22 protein-coding genes are annotated in these 21,043 nt (G+C 70.8%); 10 read left to right on the plus strand and 12 right to left on the minus strand.

Annotated features, from left to right (window positions below; translation table 11 throughout):
• The first annotated feature begins 165 nt into the window (after positions 1-165).
• The 4 genes from IP93_RS03505 (at position 166) to IP93_RS03520 (ending at position 4,038) form a co-directional block, all read left to right on the plus strand.
• Complete coding sequence (locus tag IP93_RS03505) at positions 166-1,377, plus strand: two-component system sensor histidine kinase NtrB (RefSeq protein ID WP_144812044.1); 1,212 nt, start codon at positions 166-168, stop codon at positions 1,375-1,377.
• Entirely contained in the window at positions 1,374-2,930 is a 1,557-nt protein-coding gene (gene ntrC / locus IP93_RS03510; protein WP_144812047.1) for a nitrogen regulation protein NR(I), read from the plus strand. The genes IP93_RS03505 and ntrC overlap by 4 nt, the downstream gene beginning before the upstream one ends.
• Entirely contained in the window at positions 2,927-3,496 is a 570-nt protein-coding gene (locus IP93_RS03515) for a superoxide dismutase family protein (RefSeq protein ID WP_144812049.1), read from the plus strand. Before ntrC ends, IP93_RS03515 begins: the two co-directional genes overlap by 4 nt.
• Positions 3,497-3,558: 62 nt before the next feature.
• A complete protein-coding gene (locus tag IP93_RS03520; protein WP_144812052.1) occupies positions 3,559-4,038 on the plus strand; it encodes a GNAT family N-acetyltransferase in 480 nt (159 codons plus the stop codon).
• Positions 4,039-4,056: 18 nt separating this feature from the next.
• On the opposite strand, the gene IP93_RS03525 is transcribed toward IP93_RS03520, so the two are convergent.
• Positions 4,057-4,983 carry a hypothetical protein gene (locus IP93_RS03525; RefSeq protein WP_144812054.1) on the minus strand — a complete coding sequence of 309 codons (927 nt, stop codon included), beginning with the start codon at positions 4,981-4,983 and terminating at the stop codon, positions 4,057-4,059.
• Positions 4,984-5,217: 234 nt separating this feature from the next.
• Here IP93_RS03525 and IP93_RS03530 point away from each other — a divergent pair, with 234 nt between their 5' ends.
• Positions 5,218-6,495 (plus strand): acetyl-CoA C-acetyltransferase, encoded by a 1,278-nt coding sequence (locus tag IP93_RS03530; RefSeq protein ID WP_144812056.1) that lies wholly within the window; start codon positions 5,218-5,220, stop codon positions 6,493-6,495.
• A gap of 107 nt (positions 6,496-6,602) precedes the next feature.
• On the opposite strand, the gene IP93_RS03535 is transcribed toward IP93_RS03530, so the two are convergent.
• Genes IP93_RS03535 through IP93_RS03545 form a run of 3 tightly spaced genes read right to left on the minus strand, consistent with a single transcriptional unit; the run spans position 6,603 to position 9,653 of the window.
• Positions 6,603-7,856: a heme biosynthesis protein HemY gene (locus tag IP93_RS03535; RefSeq protein WP_144812059.1), complete on the minus strand. Its 1,254-nt coding sequence runs from the start codon at positions 7,854-7,856 to the stop codon at positions 6,603-6,605.
• 11 nt (positions 7,857-7,867) lie between these two features.
• Positions 7,868-8,845, minus strand: a complete 978-nt coding sequence (locus tag IP93_RS03540) for a hypothetical protein (RefSeq protein ID WP_242006719.1) — start codon at positions 8,843-8,845, stop codon at positions 7,868-7,870.
• A 34-nt stretch (positions 8,846-8,879) separates the two neighbouring features.
• Positions 8,880-9,653: a uroporphyrinogen-III synthase gene (locus tag IP93_RS03545; RefSeq protein WP_144812064.1), complete on the minus strand. Its 774-nt coding sequence runs from the start codon at positions 9,651-9,653 to the stop codon at positions 8,880-8,882.
• 63 nt (positions 9,654-9,716) lie between these two features.
• Here IP93_RS03545 and IP93_RS03550 point away from each other — a divergent pair, with 63 nt between their 5' ends.
• From IP93_RS03550 to IP93_RS03570, 5 genes are all read left to right on the plus strand, one after another.
• Positions 9,717-10,175, plus strand: a complete 459-nt coding sequence (locus IP93_RS03550; RefSeq protein WP_144812067.1) for a YiiD C-terminal domain-containing protein — start codon at positions 9,717-9,719, stop codon at positions 10,173-10,175.
• Positions 10,176-10,239: 64 nt separating this feature from the next.
• Positions 10,240-10,659 (plus strand): hypothetical protein, encoded by a 420-nt coding sequence (locus tag IP93_RS03555; RefSeq protein ID WP_144812070.1) that lies wholly within the window; start codon positions 10,240-10,242, stop codon positions 10,657-10,659.
• A gap of 215 nt (positions 10,660-10,874) precedes the next feature.
• Complete coding sequence (locus IP93_RS03560) at positions 10,875-11,312, plus strand: rhodanese-like domain-containing protein (RefSeq protein ID WP_144812073.1); 438 nt, start codon at positions 10,875-10,877, stop codon at positions 11,310-11,312.
• 193 nt (positions 11,313-11,505) lie between these two features.
• Positions 11,506-12,024 (plus strand): protein-export chaperone SecB, encoded by a 519-nt coding sequence (gene secB, locus IP93_RS03565; protein ID WP_144812074.1) that lies wholly within the window; start codon positions 11,506-11,508, stop codon positions 12,022-12,024.
• Positions 12,025-12,036: 12 nt separating this feature from the next.
• On the plus strand, positions 12,037-13,062 hold the full coding sequence (locus IP93_RS03570) for an NAD(P)H-dependent glycerol-3-phosphate dehydrogenase (protein WP_144812077.1): 1,026 nt from the start codon (positions 12,037-12,039) through the stop codon (positions 13,060-13,062).
• Positions 13,063-13,156: 94 nt separating this feature from the next.
• Here the strand turns inward: IP93_RS03570 and IP93_RS03575 are convergent, their stop codons facing one another.
• The 8 genes from IP93_RS03575 to IP93_RS03610 form a co-directional block, all read right to left on the minus strand.
• Positions 13,157-13,774, minus strand: a complete 618-nt coding sequence (locus IP93_RS03575) for a hypothetical protein (protein ID WP_144812079.1) — start codon at positions 13,772-13,774, stop codon at positions 13,157-13,159.
• Positions 13,775-13,978: 204 nt separating this feature from the next.
• On the minus strand, positions 13,979-14,533 hold the full coding sequence (locus IP93_RS03580) for an OmpO family porin (protein WP_144812082.1): 555 nt from the start codon (positions 14,531-14,533) through the stop codon (positions 13,979-13,981).
• Positions 14,534-14,684: 151 nt separating this feature from the next.
• Entirely contained in the window at positions 14,685-15,962 is a 1,278-nt protein-coding gene (locus IP93_RS03585; protein ID WP_144812085.1) for a sensor histidine kinase, read from the minus strand.
• A gap of 41 nt (positions 15,963-16,003) precedes the next feature.
• Complete coding sequence (locus IP93_RS03590; RefSeq protein WP_144812087.1) at positions 16,004-17,407, minus strand: sigma-54-dependent transcriptional regulator; 1,404 nt, start codon at positions 17,405-17,407, stop codon at positions 16,004-16,006.
• 98 nt (positions 17,408-17,505) lie between these two features.
• Complete coding sequence (locus IP93_RS03595; protein WP_144812090.1) at positions 17,506-18,729, minus strand: ABC transporter permease; 1,224 nt, start codon at positions 18,727-18,729, stop codon at positions 17,506-17,508.
• A gap of 17 nt (positions 18,730-18,746) precedes the next feature.
• Complete coding sequence (locus tag IP93_RS03600; RefSeq protein WP_144812092.1) at positions 18,747-20,057, minus strand: ABC transporter permease; 1,311 nt, start codon at positions 20,055-20,057, stop codon at positions 18,747-18,749.
• Between the two features lie 9 nt (positions 20,058-20,066).
• A complete protein-coding gene (locus IP93_RS03605; RefSeq protein ID WP_144812095.1) occupies positions 20,067-20,807 on the minus strand; it encodes an ABC transporter ATP-binding protein in 741 nt (246 codons plus the stop codon).
• A gap of 22 nt (positions 20,808-20,829) precedes the next feature.
• Positions 20,830-21,042, minus strand: coding sequence for a hypothetical protein (locus IP93_RS03610; protein ID WP_144812098.1), 213 nt, complete (start codon positions 21,040-21,042; stop codon positions 20,830-20,832).
• Position 21,043 lies beyond the last annotated feature (1 nt).

The following is a 21,043-nucleotide window of genomic DNA, read 5'->3' on the forward strand; positions in this document are numbered from 1 at the left end:
CATACCGTGTTTTCGTGCGTCTCACTGTCGCACGCCCCAACCATAGTTGGAACAGCGGGAAACAACCAAACGTCGAACAAAGTGTCGGAACTTTGGTTGTGTGCCCAGTACTGAAAGGCTGACTGCGCCTCGCCCGTTGTGCACTGGTTGCACTATATTGGTGCAATGACCGGCACCGCCCCCGAGCTCGAGAGCCTGACGACGCCCGTGGCGTGGCTGGACGCGGTTGGGGTCATCGCCGGATGCAACCAGGCCTTCGCACGCTGGCTGGGGGTCGGCGCGCGAAGGCTGGTCGGGTGGCCGCTGGTTGGGCTGGACGGCGGCGACGAGCGTCTGGCCACCGCACTGGCGCGGGTCGCGATCGACGACGGCGCACCGCTGCGCGTGCGCCGGCTGGGCCTGTGCTTCCCCGATGGCGCGCCGCGCTTCGCCGACCTGTGGCTGAGCCGGCGCGACGATGGCGGCACCCTGGTCGAAGCGCATCCGGTGGATGAATTCCCCGGCGAGGACCCCGCGCAGGTGCTGCCCTCGGCCCTGTCCGCCGCGCTCAAAGGCCTGGCCCACGAGCTGCGCAACCCGTTGGCCGGGGTCAAGGGCGCCGCACAGCTGCTCGCGCGCCGGGCCGCCGCGCGCGAGGACAACGCCGACGAACGCGAACTGCTGGCCCTGATCGATGGCGAAGTCGCGCGCCTGACCGGCCTGCTCGACCGCCTGCTCAACCCCGCGCCGCCGCAGGCGCACGCCCTGCTCAACATCCACGCCGTGCTGGAGCGTGTGCTGCGCCTGGCCGAGGCCGACGCCGGCTGGGCGGTGCAGCTGGTGCGCGACTACGACCCCAGCCTGCCCGAGTTCGACGGCGACGCCGACCGCCTGCAGCAGGCGCTGTGGAACCTGGTGCGCAACGCCATCGAGGCCGGCGCCACCCACATCACCCTGCGCACCCGCGCCGACCATGGCCTGCGCCTGGGCGACGAGCTGCATCCCGTCGCACTGCGCCTGGAGATCAGCGACGACGGCCGCGGCGTGCCCGAGGAGCTGGCCGAGCGCCTGTTCCTGCCGCTGGTCACCGGTCGCGCCGAAGGCACCGGCCTGGGCCTGGCGCTGGCGCAGCAGGTGGCGCGCGAACACCGCGGCACGCTGGTCTACCGCTCGCGTCCCGGCCACACCGTGTTCACCCTGCACTTGCCGATGCGGCTGCCCGAACCGCCGGTCGATGTCGCGGACGAAGCGACGATGGTGCCGAACGCGAACGACGATGGCCGTGCGGAACGCGACAGCGTCGCCGCCACGCCCGCCGCCGCCCCCACCGTCCATTCGCCCATCCCCGGATCTGGAGAGCACGTACAGGATGCCTCCGGCGAAGGACGTGACGGATGAGCACCCCTTCGCACGGCCGCATCTGGCTGGTCGACGACGACCGCGGCGTGCGCCTGGTATTGGCGACCGCGCTGCGCGAGGCCGGTTACGCCGTCGACGCCTTCGAATCCGCGCGCGATGCGCTGGCCGCGCTCGACACCCGCAGCGCCCCCGACCTGCTGTTCACCGACGTGCGCATGCCCGGCGACGATGGCCTGGCCCTGCTCGAGCAGCTCAAGGCACGCGTGCCGCAGTTGCCGGTGATCGTGATGAGCGCCTACACCGACGTCGCCAGCACCGCCGGCGCGTTCCGCGGTGGCGCGCACGAGTTCCTGTCGAAGCCGTTCGACCTCGATGAAGCAGTGGCGCTGGCCGCACAGGCGATCATCCGCCGCGATGAAGGCGCCGCGGGCGTCGACGCCGACGCGCCGCCCGAACCCGCGCCCACTGACGCCGCCACCTCCCTGGTCGGCACCGCGCCGGCGATGCGCGCCGTGTTCCGTGCCATTGGCCGCCTCGCGCAGGCGCCGCTTTCGGTGCTGGTGACCGGCGAGACCGGTACCGGCAAGGAACTGGTGGCGCGCGCGCTGCACCGCGAATCGCCGCGCGCCGACGGCCCGTTCGTCGCGCTCAACACCGCCGCCATCCCCGCCGACCTGCTGGAGTCGGAGCTGTTCGGCCACGAGGCCGGCGCGTTCACCGGCGCCAGCAAGCGCCATATCGGCCGCTTCGAACAGGCGCACCGCGGCACGCTGTTCCTCGACGAGATCGGCGACATGCCGTTGCCGCTGCAGACCCGCCTGCTGCGCGTGCTGGCCGAAGGCGAGTTCTTCCGCGTCGGCGGCCGCGAGCTGATCCGGGTGGACGTGCGCGTCATCGCGGCCACCCACCAGCATCTGGAGGCACTGGTACGCGAAGGCCGCTTCCGCGCCGACCTGCTGCACCGCCTGGACGTGGTGCGCCTGCGCCTGCCGCCGCTGCGTGAGCGCCGGGAGGACATCCCGCTGCTGGCCAAGCGTTTCCTGGCCATGGCCGCGGCAAGGTTCCAGGCGCCGGCCAAGCGCTTCGCCAAGCCGGCGCTTGCTGCGCTGGTGGCGCACCCCTGGCCCGGCAACGTGCGCGAGTTGGAGAACGTGTGCTGGCGCCTGGCCGCGCTGGCCCCCGGCGAGACCATCACCCGCGCCGACGTGGACGCCGCGTTCGGTGGTGCCGGATTCAGCGAAAGCCGCGCGCATGCCGCGTCGGCTGCCAGCCCTGCCGCCGACAACGGGCGCACCGAGAGCGGGACGGATGCCGTTGCCGTTCCGCGCCGCGTACCGATCGCGCCAGCGACCGCGGCGTGGTGCGAACCGCTGGCCGACTGGGCCCGGACCCAACTCGCTGCCGGTACCACCGACCTGCACGCCCGCGCCACGGCGCTGCTCGACCGCACGTTGCTCGATATCGCGTTGGAGCACACCGGCGGCCAGCGTGGCGCCGCCGCGGCCCGGCTTGGACTCGGCCGTAACACCCTCACCCGCAAGCTGGGCCCGGGCCGCCGCCGCCCCCCATTCCCCAAAGGAGACTCCGCATGAAGCACGTCCTCGTCGCTACCCTCGCCACCGGCCTGCTGGCCGCCTGCGCCACCACCGCACCCACCGGAACCGCATCGCAGTCGACACCCGCAATGGCCAGCCGTTCCACCGTGGCCAGCGCCCACGTCGCGCTCTCGCCTGCCTCGGCCAGCCTGGTCAGCGGCAAGCTCAGCCTGATGCCGATGGGCAACGGCGTGCACCTGACTGGCGAGATCGGCGGGCTGGCCCCGGGCAGCACCCACGCCATCCACATCCACGAGAAGGGCGACTGCAGCGCGGCCGACGCCACCAGTGCCGGCGGCCACTTCAACCCCGGCGCCAGGCCGCACGGCCGCGTGGGCCACGGCGACCACCACGGTGGCGACATGGACAATATCGTCGCCAACGCCGAAGGCGTGGCCAAGGTCAACGCACATGCCGAGGGCGTGGTGCTCGGCGGTGGCGCGGCCAACGATGTGGTCGGGCGCGCGGTGATCGTGCATGCCGCGGCCGACGACTACACCACCCAGCCCACCGGCAACGCCGGCGCGCGCGTGGCGTGCGGGGTGATCAAGGCTTCGCCCTGAGGTGTGGTGGGTGCGTGGATTCCAGTGCGGTACACAGTGGTGTGGGCAGAGGACGGTCGATGATGAAACTGCGGGTTCGCGAAGCGCATGCCGCCGACGTTGAGTTGCTCGCGCAGTGGGCGCGGGCGATGGCGTGGGAGACCGAGCACAAGCGGCTCGATGAGCGGACGGTCCATGCCGGCGTCGCCGCGGGCCTCGCTGACCCGGCCAAGGCGCGCTATTTCATTGCGATGCATGAAGCCGCGGTCGCCGGCCACGAAACCATCGCCGAACCCGTTGGCACGCTGATGCTCACCCGCGAGTGGAGCGACTGGCGCAACGGCGACTGGTGGTGGATCCAGAGCGTGTACGTACCCGAAGCACACCGCCGCCAGGGCGTGTTCGCCGCCCTGTACCGCCACGTCGAACAGCTCGCCCGCGCCACCGATGGCGTGGTCGGCCTGCGCCTGTACGTGGAGCGCGACAACGCCAACGCCCATCGCACCTACGAAGCCCTCGGCATGAAGGACGCCGGTTACAACCTGCTCGAAGCCGAGTTCTGAGTCCCGCCCCCCAGCAACTCAGGTCAGCGCTTCACGCGCCAATCCCGCGTCATCGCAGTGCACGAAATTCACCGCCACCCCATGCGCCGCCAGCACCGCGGCGATCTGCCGCTGCCGCGCCTCGAAATGGCGGTGCTGCCGGTACTGGCGCTCGCGTCCTTCCTCGCTGTCACACGGCGCATCCGGCGCATAACGCGCGTGCCACGCGGCCGGCGTGAACATCGCGATGCGCGCCTCGCCCTGCGCGTAGCGCACCAGCGGCTCGGGCAGTGCATCCAGCCATGCTTCGCCGTCGGGTTCCAGCAGCGCGGTTTCCAGCAGCGGCCACAGCGGTGCCAGGCCGGCGTGCTCGTACTGCATCGCCATCATCGCGGCGAGGTCGTGCACGGTCAGGTAGCGCGCGTGCTCCACCGCCAGCCCGAACGCGTCCTGCGCGGCCAGCGCGGTGTCGGCGCCGGCCATGCCGCGCTCAAGCAGGTCGCGTTCGAAGGTATCGCCCACGCGCGCGACCACCTCGGCCCCGCCCGACAGCACGAATGGCACCAGCCGCAGCGGCCCACCGATGAAATCCGCCGACGGTGACAGCGCGCCGGGCAACTGCTGCTCGTGTGCGCCGAAGGCGATGACGCGGCCGGCGTCCAGCGGTGCGGCGGGGTCGCGCGGAGCGCGCGCGGCCAGTTCATCCAGCTCGCGGTGCAGCGGCCAGCCCGGACGCAGCAGCTCGATCGGATCGAAGTGCGCGCCCACGGTCACCAGTTCCAGCATTGTCGCCTCCGGGGCGAGCTTGGCCAGATCGCGCGCCACCAGCGCGGCCAGCGCACCAATCTCGGTAGGGGCCAGACGGTCGCGGGCCACCGGCGCATCGCCGCGCAGTTCCAGCGCGAGCGCGCCCAGTACGTGCAGGGCGGAGGCGGGGGGCGGAGCGGTCTGCGGGGCGACGGACATGGGCTTCCTGGGGACAATACGGGGGCGTTTGGAAAGGCGCCGGGCGGGCGCTACACTCAACCCACATTATGCCCGTCCGGCCGGCTGCTCCCGTTGCAGTCACGCCCACGGTGCCGTTCCGATGGCCGCCAGCCGTTGCCCTGCCCCTCCGGGCGCACAGGGTGCGACGAGGCACCCGGTACGGCCCGTGCCAGGTTTTGCCTCCCCACCACCACCCGTCCGAGGTACCGCCCGATGCGTCCAGTCCGTCCCGTTGCCGTGTTGGGTGGCGTCCGCATTCCGTTCTGCCGCCAGAACACCGCCTATACGGATGTCGGCAACCTCGGCATGTCGGTGCGCACGCTGGGTGCGCTGGTCGAGAAGTTCGGCCTGCACGGCCAGCAGCTGGGCGAAGTGGCGATGGGCGCGGTGATCAAGCATTCCTCCGACTGGAACCTCGGCCGCGAGGCGGCGCTGTCCTCCGGCCTGTCGCCGCTGACCCCGGGCATTACCCTGCAGCGCGCGTGCGGCACCTCGCTGGACACCATCGTGCACATCGCCAACAAGATCGCGGTGGGCCAGATCGAGGCCGGCATCGGCGGCGGTTCCGACACCACCTCCGACGTGCCGATCGTGTACGGGCAGAAGCTGCGCCGCCGCCTGCTCGCCGCTGCCGCGGCCAAGACGCCCAAGGACAAGCTGGCCGCATTCAAGGGCTTCAAGCTGGCTGAACTCAAGCCCGATTTCCCCGGCGTGGCCGAGCCGCGCACCGGCAAGTCGATGGGCGAGCACTGCGAGGACATGGCCAAGGAGTGGAACATCGCCCGCGACTCGCAGGACGAGTGGGCGCTGTCCTCGCACAAGAAGCTGGCCGCGGCGTACGAGCGCGGCTTCTTCGACGACCTGGTGGTGAGCTTCCGCGGCGTCTCGCGCGACAACAACCTGCGCGCGGACTCCACGCTGGAAAAGCTGGCCTCGCTGAAGCCGGCGTTCGACAAGACCTCCGGCCGCGGCACGCTGACCGCCGGCAACTCCACCCCGCTGACCGATGGCGCCTCCGCGTGCCTGCTGGCGACCGATGAGTGGGCCGCCGCGCACGGTCACGAAGTGCTGTGCCACCTGCGCGACGCGCAGGTCGCCGCGGTCGATTTCGTGCACGGCGAAGGCTTGCTGATGGCGCCGACCGTGGCCGTGGCCGAGATGCTGGCGCGCAACAACCTCACCTTGCAGGACTTCGACTTCTACGAGATCCACGAGGCGTTCGCCGCGCAGGTGCTGTGCACGCTGCGCGCGTGGGAAAGCGAGGAGTACTGCCGCACGCGCCTGGGCCTGCCCGCGGCGATGGGCCGCATCGACCCGGCGAAGATCAACCCCAACGGCTCGTCGCTGGCGGCGGGTCACCCGTTCGCCGCGACCGGTGCGCGCATCGTGGCTGCAGCGGCCAAGGAGCTGAAGCTGCGCGGCGGTGGACGCTGCCTGGTCAGCATCTGCACCGCCGGTGGCATGGGCGTGGTGGCGATCCTGGAACGCTGATTTTGGCTGTGGCTGTGGTTGTGGGTGCGGGAGCGCGATGCCCCCCGCAAGTCGCGGCCCGTTATCCGCTTGGTTGCGGCGCCCCAGTGCCTGTCACCCGCAACTGCTCACATGCCGCGCAGGCGCGGCACGCCGTGCGCGTCGCGTTCCTCGATCGCGGCGGCATCGACGATGCGTTGCTGCAGGTCGCGGCCGGACAGCTCAGTCGGCGCCTCACCGCGCGCGACAGCCAACGCATTGGCATAAGCCATGCGCGCCCGCGCCTCGTCGCGCGCCTGGGTAAAGCCGTGGCCGAGCTCTTCCCAGGCCTCCGCCCCGGCGCCCTGGGCGATGGCGCGGTGCAGGGTGTCCTCGGCGCGCGCCCATTGCCCGAGCGCACGCTGCAACCGTGCCCAGGTCAGCAACAGCCCAGGACTGGCCGGGTGCGCCTGCAGCCAGTGCTCGACATTGGCCACGCGGTGCTCAACGCGGCCGATCGGCAAGCGGCCATACAGTACAGCCAGGGACTCGTCCCAGTGGTCATCCAGTGCGTGCTCCAACGCTTTGACGGCGGCGTCGTCCCAGCGCAATGCCGCCGCGCGTTCGGCGTAGGCGGCCACCGCCCCCGGTTCGCTGCGTAGCGCGACCGGCAACGCGTCCCAGCGGTCGGCCAGCACGTTGGCATCGGCCGCCTCGCGCAGACCGTGGGCGGCCCAGTGCGCTTCGCGGCGCGCCAGTTCTGCCGGCGGCAGCGCCTGCTGCTGGCGCAGCGCGCCGAGCAGCCCGTACGCCTCCCCGGCGCGGCCCACCGCGGCCAGCGCCTGCGCGCGCAACGCCAGCCCGCGCGGCGGCAACGGCTGCGCCCTGGGGACGTCCAGTGCGGCCAGCGCATCGGCCGGGCGGCCGTCGTCCAGGGCCAGTTCGGCGGCCAGCACCGCGGCGCTGGCCGGGTGCCCGCTGCCCAGTGCCTCCAGGTGGCTGGCGACGGCGGCCGCATCGGCGCGCGCGTGCGCCGATCGCGCCGCGCTCGCGTGCGCCAGCGCCGCCTGGTCGGGATCCTTGGCGGCGTGGGCCAGCGCCTTTTCCGCACGCAGCCAATGGCCCTGCAACACGCCGTCCATCCCTTCGGCCAGGCGTTGGCGCAGCAGGCGCTCGCGACGTCGGCGAACCGCCGCGAACGGCAGGCTGGCCAGCGTCCACAGCAGCCACGCGCCGGCCAGCACGGCCAGGCCGATCACCAGCGCCATCGCCAGGGTGGTGCTGTAGTCCATGCCGCGAAAGCGCACCAGCACGTAGCCCGGGTCCTCCACCAGCAACTGGGCCACCAGTGCGCCGGCCAGCGCCAGCACAAGCCAGAACAACAGGTTGCGGAACAGGGACATCGGAGCTCCGGTCAGGGCGCGGCGCGCAACTGCCGCAACTGCTGCAGTGTGCTGCCCAGCGTTGGAAGCGGAAGTGAAAGCGGCAGCGCCGCCAGCGCCTGCAGGCGCTGGCGTTCCTGGCGCAGCGCCGGCGATTCGGGCCACAGGCGGGTCAACCACGCGTCGGCGCGACCCAGGGCCTGGCGGAAGCCGTCCGCGTCGCGCCGCTCGGCCGCTGCGCGTGCCAACGACAGCTCGATCTGCAAGCCAAGCTCGGCCTGGCGGCGGTCGCCGCCGTGCAACGCGACGGCGCGTTCACTGGGCTGCACCTGCACCAGGCGGCCGAACGCACGTTGCCACCACGGCGCCGTGGTCGGCGACCCCGCCGAGGCGCCGGGTGGCGGTTGGGCGCGCAACTGCCGGTCGAATGCATCAAGGCGCGCGAGGGCGGCGGCGCGGGGTTCGGTGCCCAGCGCGTCCAGCGCCGCACGCTCCTGCACCAGCACCTGGCGCAGGCTGAGATAGGCCGGGTCGTCCACGCCCTCCAGCACGCCGCTGGCGAGGGCATACGCGCGCCGGGCACCGTCCAGGTCGCCAGCGATCAGCAGACGCTGCTCGCCCAGCACCAGCAGCAGCTCGGTCTCGTCCAGGCGCAACGCCTGCGCGCCGTGACGGTCGGGGTCGGCGAAGCGCGCGATGCTGTCTTCCAGCAGGGCCGCGCGCTGGCCGACGCCCAGCAGTTCGTCGCGCAGCACGCGGTTGGTCGCGTCGGCCTGCTGCAGGCGCTGCAACTGCGCCCGCTGATCGCGGCGCAGCGCGTCGATGCGACCGGTGAGGGCCGCCATCCGCTCCTCGGTGCTGGCGGCCACCGCATGTTCCTGCGCGGATCGCGCGCGCCACCCGGTCCAGCCGCGCCAACCCAGCAAGGCGGCCAGGACCAGCAGCACCAGCCACACCCAGGCAGGGGTGCGGCGCAGCGTGGGGGTGGGGACAGGTGAGGGCGCGGACACGGGGGCAGGGTCGCACGGGGGAATGCCGGCCATGCTACCGGATGCGCACCGCCTGCCCCGCCGCGGCGACCAGTTGCGCGGGCCGGGGCCCCTCGGCGCGGTGCACCCGGGTAAAACCCTGGTCGCGGGCGATGGTCGCCAGCCGGTCGCTGGCCGCCACCACCGGGCAGGCGCGCAACCGCGCCACCACGTCCGGTGGCCAGGTGGCGCACACGTGCGTCAGGGCCTCACCGCTGCTCAGCGCGACGACTGCCGGCACCACCAACGCCCGTAGCGCCTGCACCGCGCGCGGCGCGGGCGGCAACGGCACGCGCTCGTACACATCCGCGCGCAGGATCGTCGCGCCACGCGCTTCCAGCGCCGGCGCCAGTTCGCCGCGACCGCCGGGCGCGGTGACCAGCGCGAGGCACTGATCCGATACGTCGCGCAGGTCCGGCATGTCGAGCAGGCCCTCGGTATCCATCCGCGCAGGCGCGCTGACCTCGGCCACCCCGGCGCGCCGCAATGCCGCCGCCGTGCCGGCGCCGACCGCGAACCACTGCTGGCCACGGCCAGCGCGCAACGGCTGCAGCGCCGCGGCCGCACGCGCGGCGGCGGGGCTGGTGACGATCACCTTCGGCAGCGCCAGCGCGTCGCGCAGGCGCGCGCGCGATCCAGCGTCGTCGCGCGGCCGCAACGCCCACGGCGACACGGCGATGCAGCCGGCGTCGATCCGGCGTGCCGCCCTGCGCATTTGGTCGTGCTGGCCGCGGGGCCGCAGCGAGATCACGTACCATCGCGGCGGCCGGCGGGGTGTGGGTGCGTGCATCCGGCCAGCTTGGCACAGCCGCGGCGTCCGCCGCACCCCACGCCTTCCCCCAGCACACTCCCCATGCGCTATCCAGAACTGCTGCAACAGTTGCAAGACCATTACCAGTCCATGCCGCCGGTCGTGGCGATGAACCTGTCCATCGGCGGCTACGACGGCCAACGCCTGCGCCTGCACGCCGCGCTGGCCGACCATGTCAACGACAAGGGCTGCGCCTTCGGTGGCAGCCTCGCCTCGATGATGACCCTGGCCTCGTGGGGCCTGGTCTCGCTCAAGCTGCACGAAGCCGGCATCGACGCCGACGTGTACGTGGCCGACAGCCAGTTGCGCTACCTCGCGCCGCTGTATGCCGACCTCGACGTCACCGCCGAACTGGGCCCCGACGCCGACCTCGCCACGTTCCTGTCCACCCTGCGCGAGCGCGGCCGCGCCCGCACGCAGCTGGTGGCGCGCGTGCTGACGCCGCAAGGCGTGGTCGCCACCGACTTCACCGCGCGATACGTGGCCATCGTCCGCACCTGAGCAGCCGCGACCGGCTACCATCCGGGCTGACGCGGGCGGCGCCCGCACCAGCCAGGGAGTGACGATGCGCCTGTTCCGTGCGGTGATGGTGTGGGGCCTGCTGCTGGCCGTGGCCGGCTGCGCCTCGATGAGCCAGCAGGGCGACAAGCTGGACCAGCAGCAATATGCCTGGTCCGGCGCGATCCGCTGGGGCGAGGTGGAAGGCGCGGCCAACCTGATCGACCCCAAGGAGCGCGAGAAGCACCCGGTCACCGACCTGCAGCTGGAGCGCTGGAAGCACATCCAGGTGACGTCGTACCGGGACATCGGCTCGGATCGCAACCTGGAAAAGGGCCTGGCCGTGCGCGAAATCGACATCGGGGTGATGAACCGCCACACGATGGCCGAGCGCACCGTGCGCTACCGCGAGACCTGGCGCTGGGATACCGAGGGCAAGGTGTGGTGGCTGACCAGCGGCCTGCCGGACCTGTGGGCGGGGCAGTAACCGTTCCGTGGGGCGGCGCTCGGCGCGGGCGTTGCTCCGCGGCTCCGTCGGCGCTTCCTGCGCCGAGTCGCCGCCGCGGACCATCCATGGTCCGCTCTACGCAACGCCCGCGCCGAGCGCCGCCTTCGGCGGTTCCTTGCCCTGGGTGGTGAGGTTTTTGCGCCCGCGGCGGGCGTAGGCGACAATCGCCGGCCCTGCCTGACCGTGCTGATGCCGTGACCATCGAAGAACTGCTGGCCTTTGCCGGCCGCCACCCCTACCTGTCGATGGGCCTTGCCGGCATCACTGTCGCGCTCATCTTCACCGAGGTCTCGGGCCTGTTCCGCGGCTACAAAGTGCTGCGCCCGGCCGAGCTGACCGGGCTGATCAACCGCGACGAGGCGCTGGTCATCGACCTCTCGCCCATCGGCGACTTCGAGAAGGGCCACATCGCCGGCAGCAAGTCGGTGCAGATGAGCCAGTTCGACCCGGAGAGCAAGCTGCTGGCCCCGGCCAAGTCGCGGCCGGTGGTGGTGGTGTGCCGCACCGGCGTGACCGCCGCGGGCGCCGCCAAGCGGCTGAAGAAGGCCGGTTTCGAGCACGTGTACCTGCTCGATGGCGGTGTCGCCGCGTGGCGCCAGGCCGACCTGCCGCTGGTGAAGGGCCGCGCCTGATCCAGGTGGGACGGGTGCCTGATTGCCGCGGGCGCGGTGCCCGTGCGACACCGGGTGGCGCGGCCGCGAAACGCGCGCCACCGACGTCCGTCCCCTTGCACTGTCGCCATTCGCCCCCAGACTGATCCCGAGGCCGCGCGGGGAGCGCGTGCCATAATCGAACCCTTGACGCTTACAAGCTGGAGTTGTCCCAATGTCCGAAGAAACCCTGAACGGCGCCGTCGCCGCTGACGAATCCGCCACCGGTCCGGCGTTCTCGGTCGAGAAGATCTACGTGAAGGACGTGTCCTTCGAAGTCCCCGGCGCCCCGGCAGTGTTCAACGACACCACCCAGCCGCAGCTGCAGATGAACCTGCAGCAGAGCGTGCAGCGCCTGAACGACAACGCGTTCGAGGTCGTGCTCGGCGTGACCCTGACCTGCAACGCCGGCGACAAGCCGATGTACCTGGCCGAGGTGAAGCAGGCCGGCGTGTTCGGCCTGACCGGCTTCGACCCGCAGACCATGGACGCCATGCTCGGCGTGCATTGCCCGGGCGTGCTGTACCCGTACGCGCGCCAACTGATCAGCGACCTGATCCAGTCGGGCGGCTTCCCGCCGTTCTTCCTGCAGCCGATCAACTTCGAGGCGCTGTACGCCGAAGGCCTGCGCCAGCGCGCCGCGCAGCAGGGCCAGGCCGGCCTGGCCGACGCCGAGACCGCCGGCAACGCCTGATTCCGCACCGCGATGGAAGCGAAAGCTCCGCGCGTTGCGGTACTGGGCGCCGGCTCCTGGGGCACGGCGCTGGCGGCCCTGATCGCCCGGCACGGTCACCCGACCGTGCTGTGGGGCCGTGACGCGGCCACGATCGACGCGATACAGAACCGCCACGAGAACCCGCGCTACCTGCCGGGCATCGCCCTGCCCGACACCCTGCACGCCACCACCGACCTGCCCGTCGCGCTCCACGGCGCGGACCTGGTGCTGGTGGTGGTGCCGTCGCACGCCTTCGCCGAGACCCTGCGCGCGCTGGCGCCACACCGCCCGGCGCGGGCCGGCGTGGCGTGGGCGACCAAGGGCTTCGAGCCGGGCAGTGGCCGCTTCCTGCACGAGGTCGCCGGCGAGGTGCTGGGCGAGGGCGTGCCGCTGGCGGTGGTCACCGGCCCGTCCTTCGCCAAGGAAGTCGCCCAGGGCCTGCCGACCGCGTTGACCGTGCATTCGGATGACGCCGATTTCGCCCAGCAGGTGGCCGACGCGCTGCATGGCCCGACGTTCCGCGCCTATACCGGCGACGACATGCTCGGCGCCGAACTGGGCGGGGCGATGAAGAACGTGCTGGCGGTGGCCACCGGCGCGGCCGATGGCATGCAGCTGGGACTCAACGCCCGCGCCGGCCTGATCACCCGCGGCCTCAACGAGATGCTGCGCCTCAACCAGGCCATCGGCGGCAAGGCCGAGACCCTGATGGGCCTGGCCGGCCTCGGCGACCTGGTGCTGACCTGCACCGGCGACCTGTCGCGCAACCGCCGCCTGGGCCTGGCCCTGGGCCGCGGCCAGAGCATCGAGGACGCGGTGCGCGAGATCGGCCAGGTGGTCGAATCGGTGCAGACCGCCGACGAAGTGATACGCCAGGCCGACAAGTACGGCATCGAGCTGCCGATTTCCAGCGGCGTGCGCGACGTGCTGCACGGCGTCACCACGCCCAAGGAAGGCCTGCAGCGGTTGCTGGCCCGCGAACAGAAACCGGAGTATCCGGAAGGATTGTTCGGGTAGGCGTCGTCGTGCCTGCCGATGGCAGGCGACTGGAACGAATGAAAAAGCCCGGCTTGCACCGGGCTTTCTCTTGCACGCGGGATGCTGGGCAGGCTTAGAAGCTTGCGCGCACGCCCACGAGGTAGCGGGTGCTTTCCTCGATGACCTCAACTTCGCCGGTCATGCCCCAGGTGGGGTTGAACTTGAACAGCAGGCCGGCATTGCCCGCGAACGTGCCGTCGAAGTCGCCGCCATCCGCATAGCCGAGCTTCAGCCAGCCTTCCAGCTTGGGCGCCATCGCGCCGCGGATGCCGACGTTGATGCGGCCGCCGGTGGCCTGCCCGTCGACGATTTCCCCTTCGCCGGTCATGTCGGCGCTGACATCCTCGCGGACGAACGCCAGTTCGGTGAGGAAGTCGAGGTTGTCGCCCATGGCCTGGTGGTAGCCGATGCCAAGCTCGGCCTGCTTGATCGCGACGTCGAGCTTGATGCCCGGGAAGCCGGTGTCGAAATCATTCGAAACGCGGGCGTAGCTGCCGAACGCGTAGAAGCTCGGGCTGATCGCGACGGAGCCGCGCAGGTAGCCGCCATCCGCCTCGGGGCTGTCCAGGTCGTCGTCATCGACGTGCAGCTTGTTGTAGCCGCCTTCGACATAGGTGTAGCTCAGGCCATCGGCGAATGCGAGGTGCGGTGCGGCGGCCAGCACGGCGGCCAGCATGAGACGCTTGTACATGGTGTGGATCCTTTCCCCATGGGTTCACGGGACGCGTGGCCTCCCGTGCCGCGACGCGGCGCCGCTACGGTAGTGATGCGTGACGCCCATCACAATGCGAGTTTTTCGCAGGCAAAAAGAAGCCCGGCCGTAGCCGGGCTTCGAATCGCGACGCCTTGGGGGGAGAGAGAGATCGCGATTGGTGCTGCGTTTCGCCGGGCGCGCTTAGAAGCTGACGCGCGGACCGACGAAGTACTGGGTGTCGCCGTCGATGAACTTCACGTCGCCCGACAGGCCCCAGGTCTGGTTGAACTTCACCTGGCCACCCAGGCGGCCGTAGAACTCGCCGTCGTACTCGTCGCCGTCCTCGTAACCGGCCAGCGCGTAGCCTTCGAAGTTCGGGGCCAGCGCCGAGCGCACGCCGGCTTCCACGCTGTAGCCGTCGAAGTCCAGGCCCTGGCCGAAGTCGTACTTCTCGTACGCCACGCGGGTCAGCAGGTCGGTGTTGGCGGTGATGTCGCGGTTGTAGCCCACGCCGACGCGGAAGTGGTCGACGTCGATGCTGGTGTTGTCGATTTCCTGCTTGTCGAACTCGCCAAACAGGTGGAAGTTGGGGGCGATGGCGCCCGAGCCCTTGATGGCCCAGCCGTCGGCGTCGCCGGCATCGGTGTTGGTCGCGGTGTAGCCACCCTCGACATAGGTGTAGGACACGCCGTCGGCGGCGGAAGCGGCGAACGGCAGGGCGGCCAGCAGGGTCAGGGCAAGCAGGGTGCGCTTCATGTGGGTCTAAGCCTCGTTATTGTTGGGGGCCGGTCGGGGGACGCCCGTCGGGGGACACGGGCGGACCGGTTGGGGCCAGTATCCGCAGGGACTTTCAATGCCCCCTGAATAATGAACGATGCAGTTCAGGAACTATCCAGCGTGAACGGTGTCACGCCGGCACGGTCAGGCTGACGCACAGCCCGCCGCCGTCGCGGTTGAGCAGGGCGATGCGCCCGCCGTGGGCCTCGGCGATCTCGCGGGCCAAGGCCAGGCCCAGTCCGGTGCCGTTGCGTTTGGTCGAGTAGAACGGCAGCAGCGCGTTGGCCAGCACCGCCTCGTTCATGCCCTGGCCGCGGTCGAGCACGTCGATGCGCCAGTCTTCCGGCAGGCGGCGGATCGCCAACTCCACCTCGCCAGCGGGCGAACCGGATTCGTGCGCATTCTTGATCAGGTTGAGCAGCGCCTGCTCGAACTGCGCGGCGTCCACCCGGATGCTGCCGGCAGGCACCGGACCGTCCACCGCGAACACCACCTGGTCGCGCAGCTGGGCGACCAGTCGGCACCAGTCGACCGGTTCGGTGCGTGGCGCGGGCAACTTGGCGAAGCGCGCATAGCCGCGGATGAAACCTTCCAGGTGGCGGGCGCGTTCCTCGATGGTGGCCAAGGCCGCCGGCACGCGCTCGGGCTGGCCGCGGCGCAGCAGTTCGGCGCCCGAGTGCGCCAGCGAGGCGATCGGTGCCAGCGAGTTGTTCAGCTCGTGGCTGATCACCCGGATCACCTTCTTCCAGGTGTGTACTTCCTGCCGGCGCAGCTCGGCGGTCAGCTGGCGCAGCAGCACCAGCTCGTGTTCGCGGCCGTTGAGGCGGAAGCGGCGGCGCGAGAGGTGGTAGATGTCCTCCTCGTCCTCGTCGCCGATGCTGAACATGCCGTCGCCGCCGCGTTCGAAGGCGTCGCGCATCGCATCCGGTGCGGCCGCGAGCAGCGCGTCGAAGGCGTGGCCTTCCAGCCGCCGGCCTTCGCCCAGCAGTTTGCGCGCGGCGAGGTTGGCCAGCACGATGCGGCGGGCCGGCTCCAGCAGCACCATCGCCACCGGGGTGTTCTGCACGATGGTGTCCAGCAGCAGTTCGCGTTGCACCAGCGCGACGCGCTGTTCGCGCAGCGCGTTGTGGCTGGCGACGAGGTCCCCCAGTTCGCCGCCGCCGGCCCACGACAGGCTGAAGCCATAGTCGCCGTCGCGGTAGCTGCCGACGGTACCGGCCAGCGCGCGGAACAGCGAGCGCATCGGCGCGAACGCGCGGTGGACGTGGTACGCGAGCAGCGGGGCGAGTGCCAGCAGCGCCAGTGCCCCGGCGGCCAGCGGCGATGCGGTCCAGCGCGACAGCACCCAGGCCAGCGCGACGGCAGCAGCCATGTAGCCCAGCGCGACCGCGCTGAACGCCAGGCTCATGGGAAGGCGTTGGCGCAGGCGCACGCGCAGGGCCTCGGGCGTCAGGACCGCGACGGCTCGTCGCGGCGCAGGCCCAGCCGCTCCAAGCGTCGATACAGTGCCTGCCGTGACAGGCCCAGGTCCTGTGCGGCCTGCGCGAGCACGCCGCCGTGGCGCTGCAGTGCGGCTTCGATGGCGGCGCGATCGGGTTCCTCGGCACCGCCATTGCCCGGAGGCGTCGACAAGGCGCCCGTTGCCGAGGCGTGCGTATTAGCGGCATTGCCTGCGGCCACCGTGGGCAGGCCGAGGTCGCCCGCGCCGATGCGCTCGCCCGTTGCCAGCAGGGCTGCACGCTGGATGGCATTGCGCAATTCGCGCACGTTGCCCGGCCAGCGGTGTGCCAGCAGCGCGCGTTCGGCGCTGGCATCCAGGCGCTTGCCCTCGGGCAGGAAATGCCGGGCCAGTGGCAGGATGTCGTCCACGCGCTCGGCCAACGGCGGCAGCGCCAGTTCGATGGCGTTGAGCCGGTAATACAGGTCCTCGCGGAATTGTCCGGTACGGATCAGCGCCGGCAGGTCGGCGTTGGTGGCGCTGACCACGCGCACCTTCACCTGCCGCTCGCGGTTGCTGCCCAGGCGCTCGAAGCGGCCGGTCTCCAGCACGCGCAGCAGCTTCACCTGCCCGGCCGGCGGCAGCGTGCCGATCTCGTCGAGGAACAGGGTGCCGCCATCGGCCGCCTCGAACTTGCCCTCGCGTGCGCGCTGCGCGCCGGTGTAGGCACCGGCTTCGGCACCGAACAGTTCGGCTTCGATCAACTCCGCCGGCAGGGCACCGCAGTTGAGGGCGACGAACGGCCCGGCCTTCACTGCGGAATTGGCGTGCACGATCTCGGCGATCTTCTCCTTGCCCGCGCCATTGGGCCCGGTGACCAGCACCGGCAACTCCGAGCGCGCCACCTGGCACGCCAGCGCCAGCACGCGCTCGGTGGCGGCGTCGGCGAACACGTAGCCGCGCAGGTCGTGGCTGCGCTCCAGCGCGTTGCGCCGCCGCTGCGCGCCATCGCGGTGGCGGGCCAACTCGCGCCGTGCCTGCGACAGCGCCAACAGGTTGTTGACCGTGGCCAGCAGCTTGCGGTCGTCCCACGGCTTGGCCAGGTAATCGGCGGCGCCGGCCTTGACCAGGTCCACCGCGCTTTCCAGGTGCGTCCACGCAGTCAGCAAAATCACCGGCAGGTCAGCATGCTGCGCGCGGATCCGCTCGAACAGCGCCAGGCCTTCCTCGCCCGAGGTGGTGTCGGCCTGGAAGTTCATGTCCTGCACCACCAGATCGACCGGCTCGCGCGCCAGCAACGCAAGCCCGGCCTCGGGCGATGGCGCCACCCGCGTGTCGATGTCGTGCAGCGAGAACAGCGTCTCAAGCGCCGTGGCGACCGCGGGGTTGTCGTCGATGACCAGGATCGTGGGCATGCGCTGTTATACCTGCTTCAGCCAAGCCGCGGCAGGCGAGCCCCTGGTGGCTGATCGTCCGCCGGGGTCCCGCGCCTCCCACCCGGAACCGGTAGTGCTCATGCGGTCCGCGTCGCCACCGCCGGCGGCACCGCCGCAGCGCGCAGTGCCGGCCCCAGCACCGCTGCCTGCCCCAGGCCCCACAGCACCACCGCGCCCGTAGGCAGGTAGAACAAAGGCAGCCGCGGCAGTTCGTAGTGCTGCATCAGCAACTGGTTGAGCGCGTATGCGCCGAGCATGCCCAGTACGATGCCGATGCTCGCCAGCAGGAAGTTCTCGGTCTGGAAGTAGCGCAGCACCTGCGAGCGGGTGGCGCCCAATGCCCGGCGCACGCCGATCTGCTTGGTGCGCTGCTGCACCCAGAAGCTGGCCAGGCCGACGATGCCCAATGCGGTCACCACCAGCAGCAGCACGCACACCGCCACCAGCAGCCAAGCCATCGAACGGTCCTGGCGGTAGTACTTGGCGATGACGTCGGTGAACGGATCCTGGCGCAGGATGATGCGCCGCGCGCTGTTGCGCTCCAGCACGGTCACTGCGGCGGCCTGCACTTCGGCGCGACGCGCAGGGTCGGTGCGCAGCGCGAACCTTCCGAAGGTCACGTTGCGCACTGGCAGGATGATCGAATAGCCGCTCTCGGCCGCGCCGCCGTTGTCGTTGGGGCGGATCAGCGTCTCGACCACGCCGACCACGCGGTGCGGGATGTCATCGCGGTTCCAGCTGTAGATCAGCTTGCCGACCGCACTTTCGCCGGGGAAGAGCTTTTGCGCGACCGCGCGCGACAGGATCACCGTCGGCAGGGTGAGCTTCGAATCCGGCGCGTTCAGCGCATCCCAGTCGGCGTATTCCTCGGCAGTGAAGTCACGGCCTTCCACCAGCGTCAGGCCCAGCGTGCCGATCAGATTCTCACCCAGGTACACCGCCGTGTTGAGGTTGGGCATCGGTTGCCCCGGCTTCAGGCTGACCGAACTGTTCCACGAAGAGTTGTCGAAGGGCACGTGGTTGAGCGCGGTCGCGGCCTTGACCCCGGGCAGGGCGCGCAGGGCGGCGACGTCGCGCTGGGCCAGCTCGCCGGCGTTCTCATCGTCGCCTATGCCGGTGATGTTGATGCGCACGATCTCGCTGTCGGCCATGCCGGTGGGGCGGTCCATGCGCTGCATGCGGGTGCTGATCAGGAACACCGCGTTGCAGATGATCGTGCATGAGAGGGCGACTTCCAGCACGATCAGCGCGGCGGCGGTCTTGTGCCGGCGCAGGGTGGAGAGGATGGGGCGGATGTCCATGGTGGTCCTCGACGGGGTCACTGGCTCTTGAGCTGGATGGCGGGCGCGACCTGGCAGGCGCGCCAGGCGGGCAGCAGCCCGGCGAGCACGCTGGCCAGCAACGCCAGCGCGAAGGTGGTCAGCAGCATGGCGCCGTCCATCCGCGCCAGCGCCGCGTATTCCGCCGGCTGCTGACGCACGGCCCACAGCCCCAGCCACGCCAGCGCAAGGCCAAGCACGCCGCCGGCCATGCCCACGGTGCCGGCCTCGACCAGGCACTGGGCGAAGATCGCGCGCCGGGTGGCGCCGAGCGCGCGCCGCACGCCGATCTGCGAGGCACGGCCGAGGAACTTGGCCAGCAGCAGGCCCACGGTGTTGAGCAGGCACACGGCCAGGAAGCCGAGTGCCAGCCACAGCTGCAGGCGCACGTCGCCGGGCACCGCCTCGCGGTTGTCCAGCCACTCCATCACGCTGTGCAGGCGCACGTCGCCGGGGCGTTCGAAGCGGCCCGCGGCGCGCTGCTGGTCGGCGTAGTTGCCCAGGTACTGGCGGTAGGCGGCAACTTTCTGCGGCGTGCCCAGTTCCACCCAGTACTGCAGCCAGGCGCACGGCGCGTTGGCACCCTGCGCGCCTTCGGGGTCGCTGCCCGTGTCGTCCCAGCAATTCATGTTGCCCTGCGTCGGGAACTTCAGTGCGCGCGAGGTCCAGAACGGCACGAACACCTGCTCCACTTCGCTGAAGAGGTCGTTGGTCACGTCGTAGAAGCGCGGCGTGGGCCGCCACTCATCCAGCACGCCGATGATGCGCAGGCGCTGGTTGCCGGCCAGCAGCGTCTGGCCGACGCTGTTGGCACCACCGTACAGCTTGTCGTTCAACGCCCGCGAAATGACCGCAACCTGTGCGCGCGACTCGTCGTCGGCGCCGCTCCAGCCGCTGCCGTAGCGGAACGGCACGTCGAACATCGGGAAGAAATCCGCGGTGGTGTAGCGCGAATCGACGCGGAACGGTTCGATGCGACCGTCCGCCGCTTCAATCGCCAGCGTGCCGCCGGTCATCAGCGCCTGGCGGTCGCCGCGCTTGTCGCGCAAGAGCGCCTCCGCGTCGAAACGCGTCATCTGCGATTCCGGCTCGTCGCCGGGGGTGAAGCCGTTCATCGAGCGCGGATCCAGACGCGGATAGAACAGCGCGCCGCTCTTGCCCGGGATCGGATCGCCGGACAACACGTGGAATACCGTCAGCGTGGTCATGCTGGCACCGATGCCGAGCGCGATCGCCAGCACCATCAGCGCGGTCAGCACCTTGTTGCGGCGGAGGCTGCGCAATGCGAGTTCAAGGTAGTAGCCGAACATGGGGCCTCCTCAACCGATCGGGTCGGCGGCGCGGGCTTCGGCCTCGGCCGCCAGTTGGCGCGCGCGCACCAGGCTGGGCTCGACCGCCACGTCGGTGGCCATGCCGTCGACGATGTGCACGTTGCGCTGCGCGCGCGCGGCCAGTTCCGGGTCGTGGGTGACCATCACGATGGTGGTGCCGGCGGCGTTGATCTCCTCCAGCAGTTCCATCACCCCGCGCGCCATCTGCGAGTCGAGGTTGCCGGTGGGTTCGTCGGCCAGCAGCAGGCGCGGCTGGCCCGCCAGGGCGCGGGCGATCGCCGCGCGTTGCTGCTGGCCACCGGACAGTTCGGCCGGGTAGTGCTTCATCCGCGACGCCAGCCCCACCTGCGCGAGTGCATGCTCGATGCGCTGGCGGCGGTCGGCAGCGGGCAGGCCGCGGTAGCGCAGCGGCACGTCCACGTTGTCGAACAGGTTGAGGTCGGGGATCAGGTTGAAGCCCTGGAAGATGAAACCGATCTTGCGGTTGCGCAGGCGCGAGCGCGCATCGTCCGACAGCCCGCTCACGTCTTCGCCGTCGAGCTGGTAGCGGCCGCCGGTGAAATCTTCCAGCAGGCCGGCGATGTTGAGGAACGTGGTCTTGCCCGATCCGGACGGACCGGTGACCGCGACGAACTCGCCCTCGCGCACGTGCAGGTCGAGCGAGCGCAGTGCGTGCGTCTCCACCAGTTCGGTGCGGAAGACCTTGGTGACTCCTTGCATGTGCAGCATGGACGGGCTCCTGGGGGCAGGTTCAGCGGTAAACGTGGAAATGGGTCGGCAGCGCGGCGTTGCGCGCATAGCCTTCGCGCAGGGTGCGGCGCGCCGTCGTCGCGGCATTGGCGGCGCTGGCGCGGTGGTCGGCGACAGCGAAGTCCAGCACCTCGAACAGGCGCAGCGGAACCGCGGCGGCCAGTTCCTGCGACGACCAGTGCAGCGAATACGGGAAGTGGGACGAGGCGTTCATG

The sequence above is a fragment of the Aerolutibacter ruishenii genome, from assembly GCF_007830115.1.
GTDB lineage: Bacteria > Pseudomonadota > Gammaproteobacteria > Xanthomonadales > Xanthomonadaceae > Aerolutibacter > Aerolutibacter ruishenii.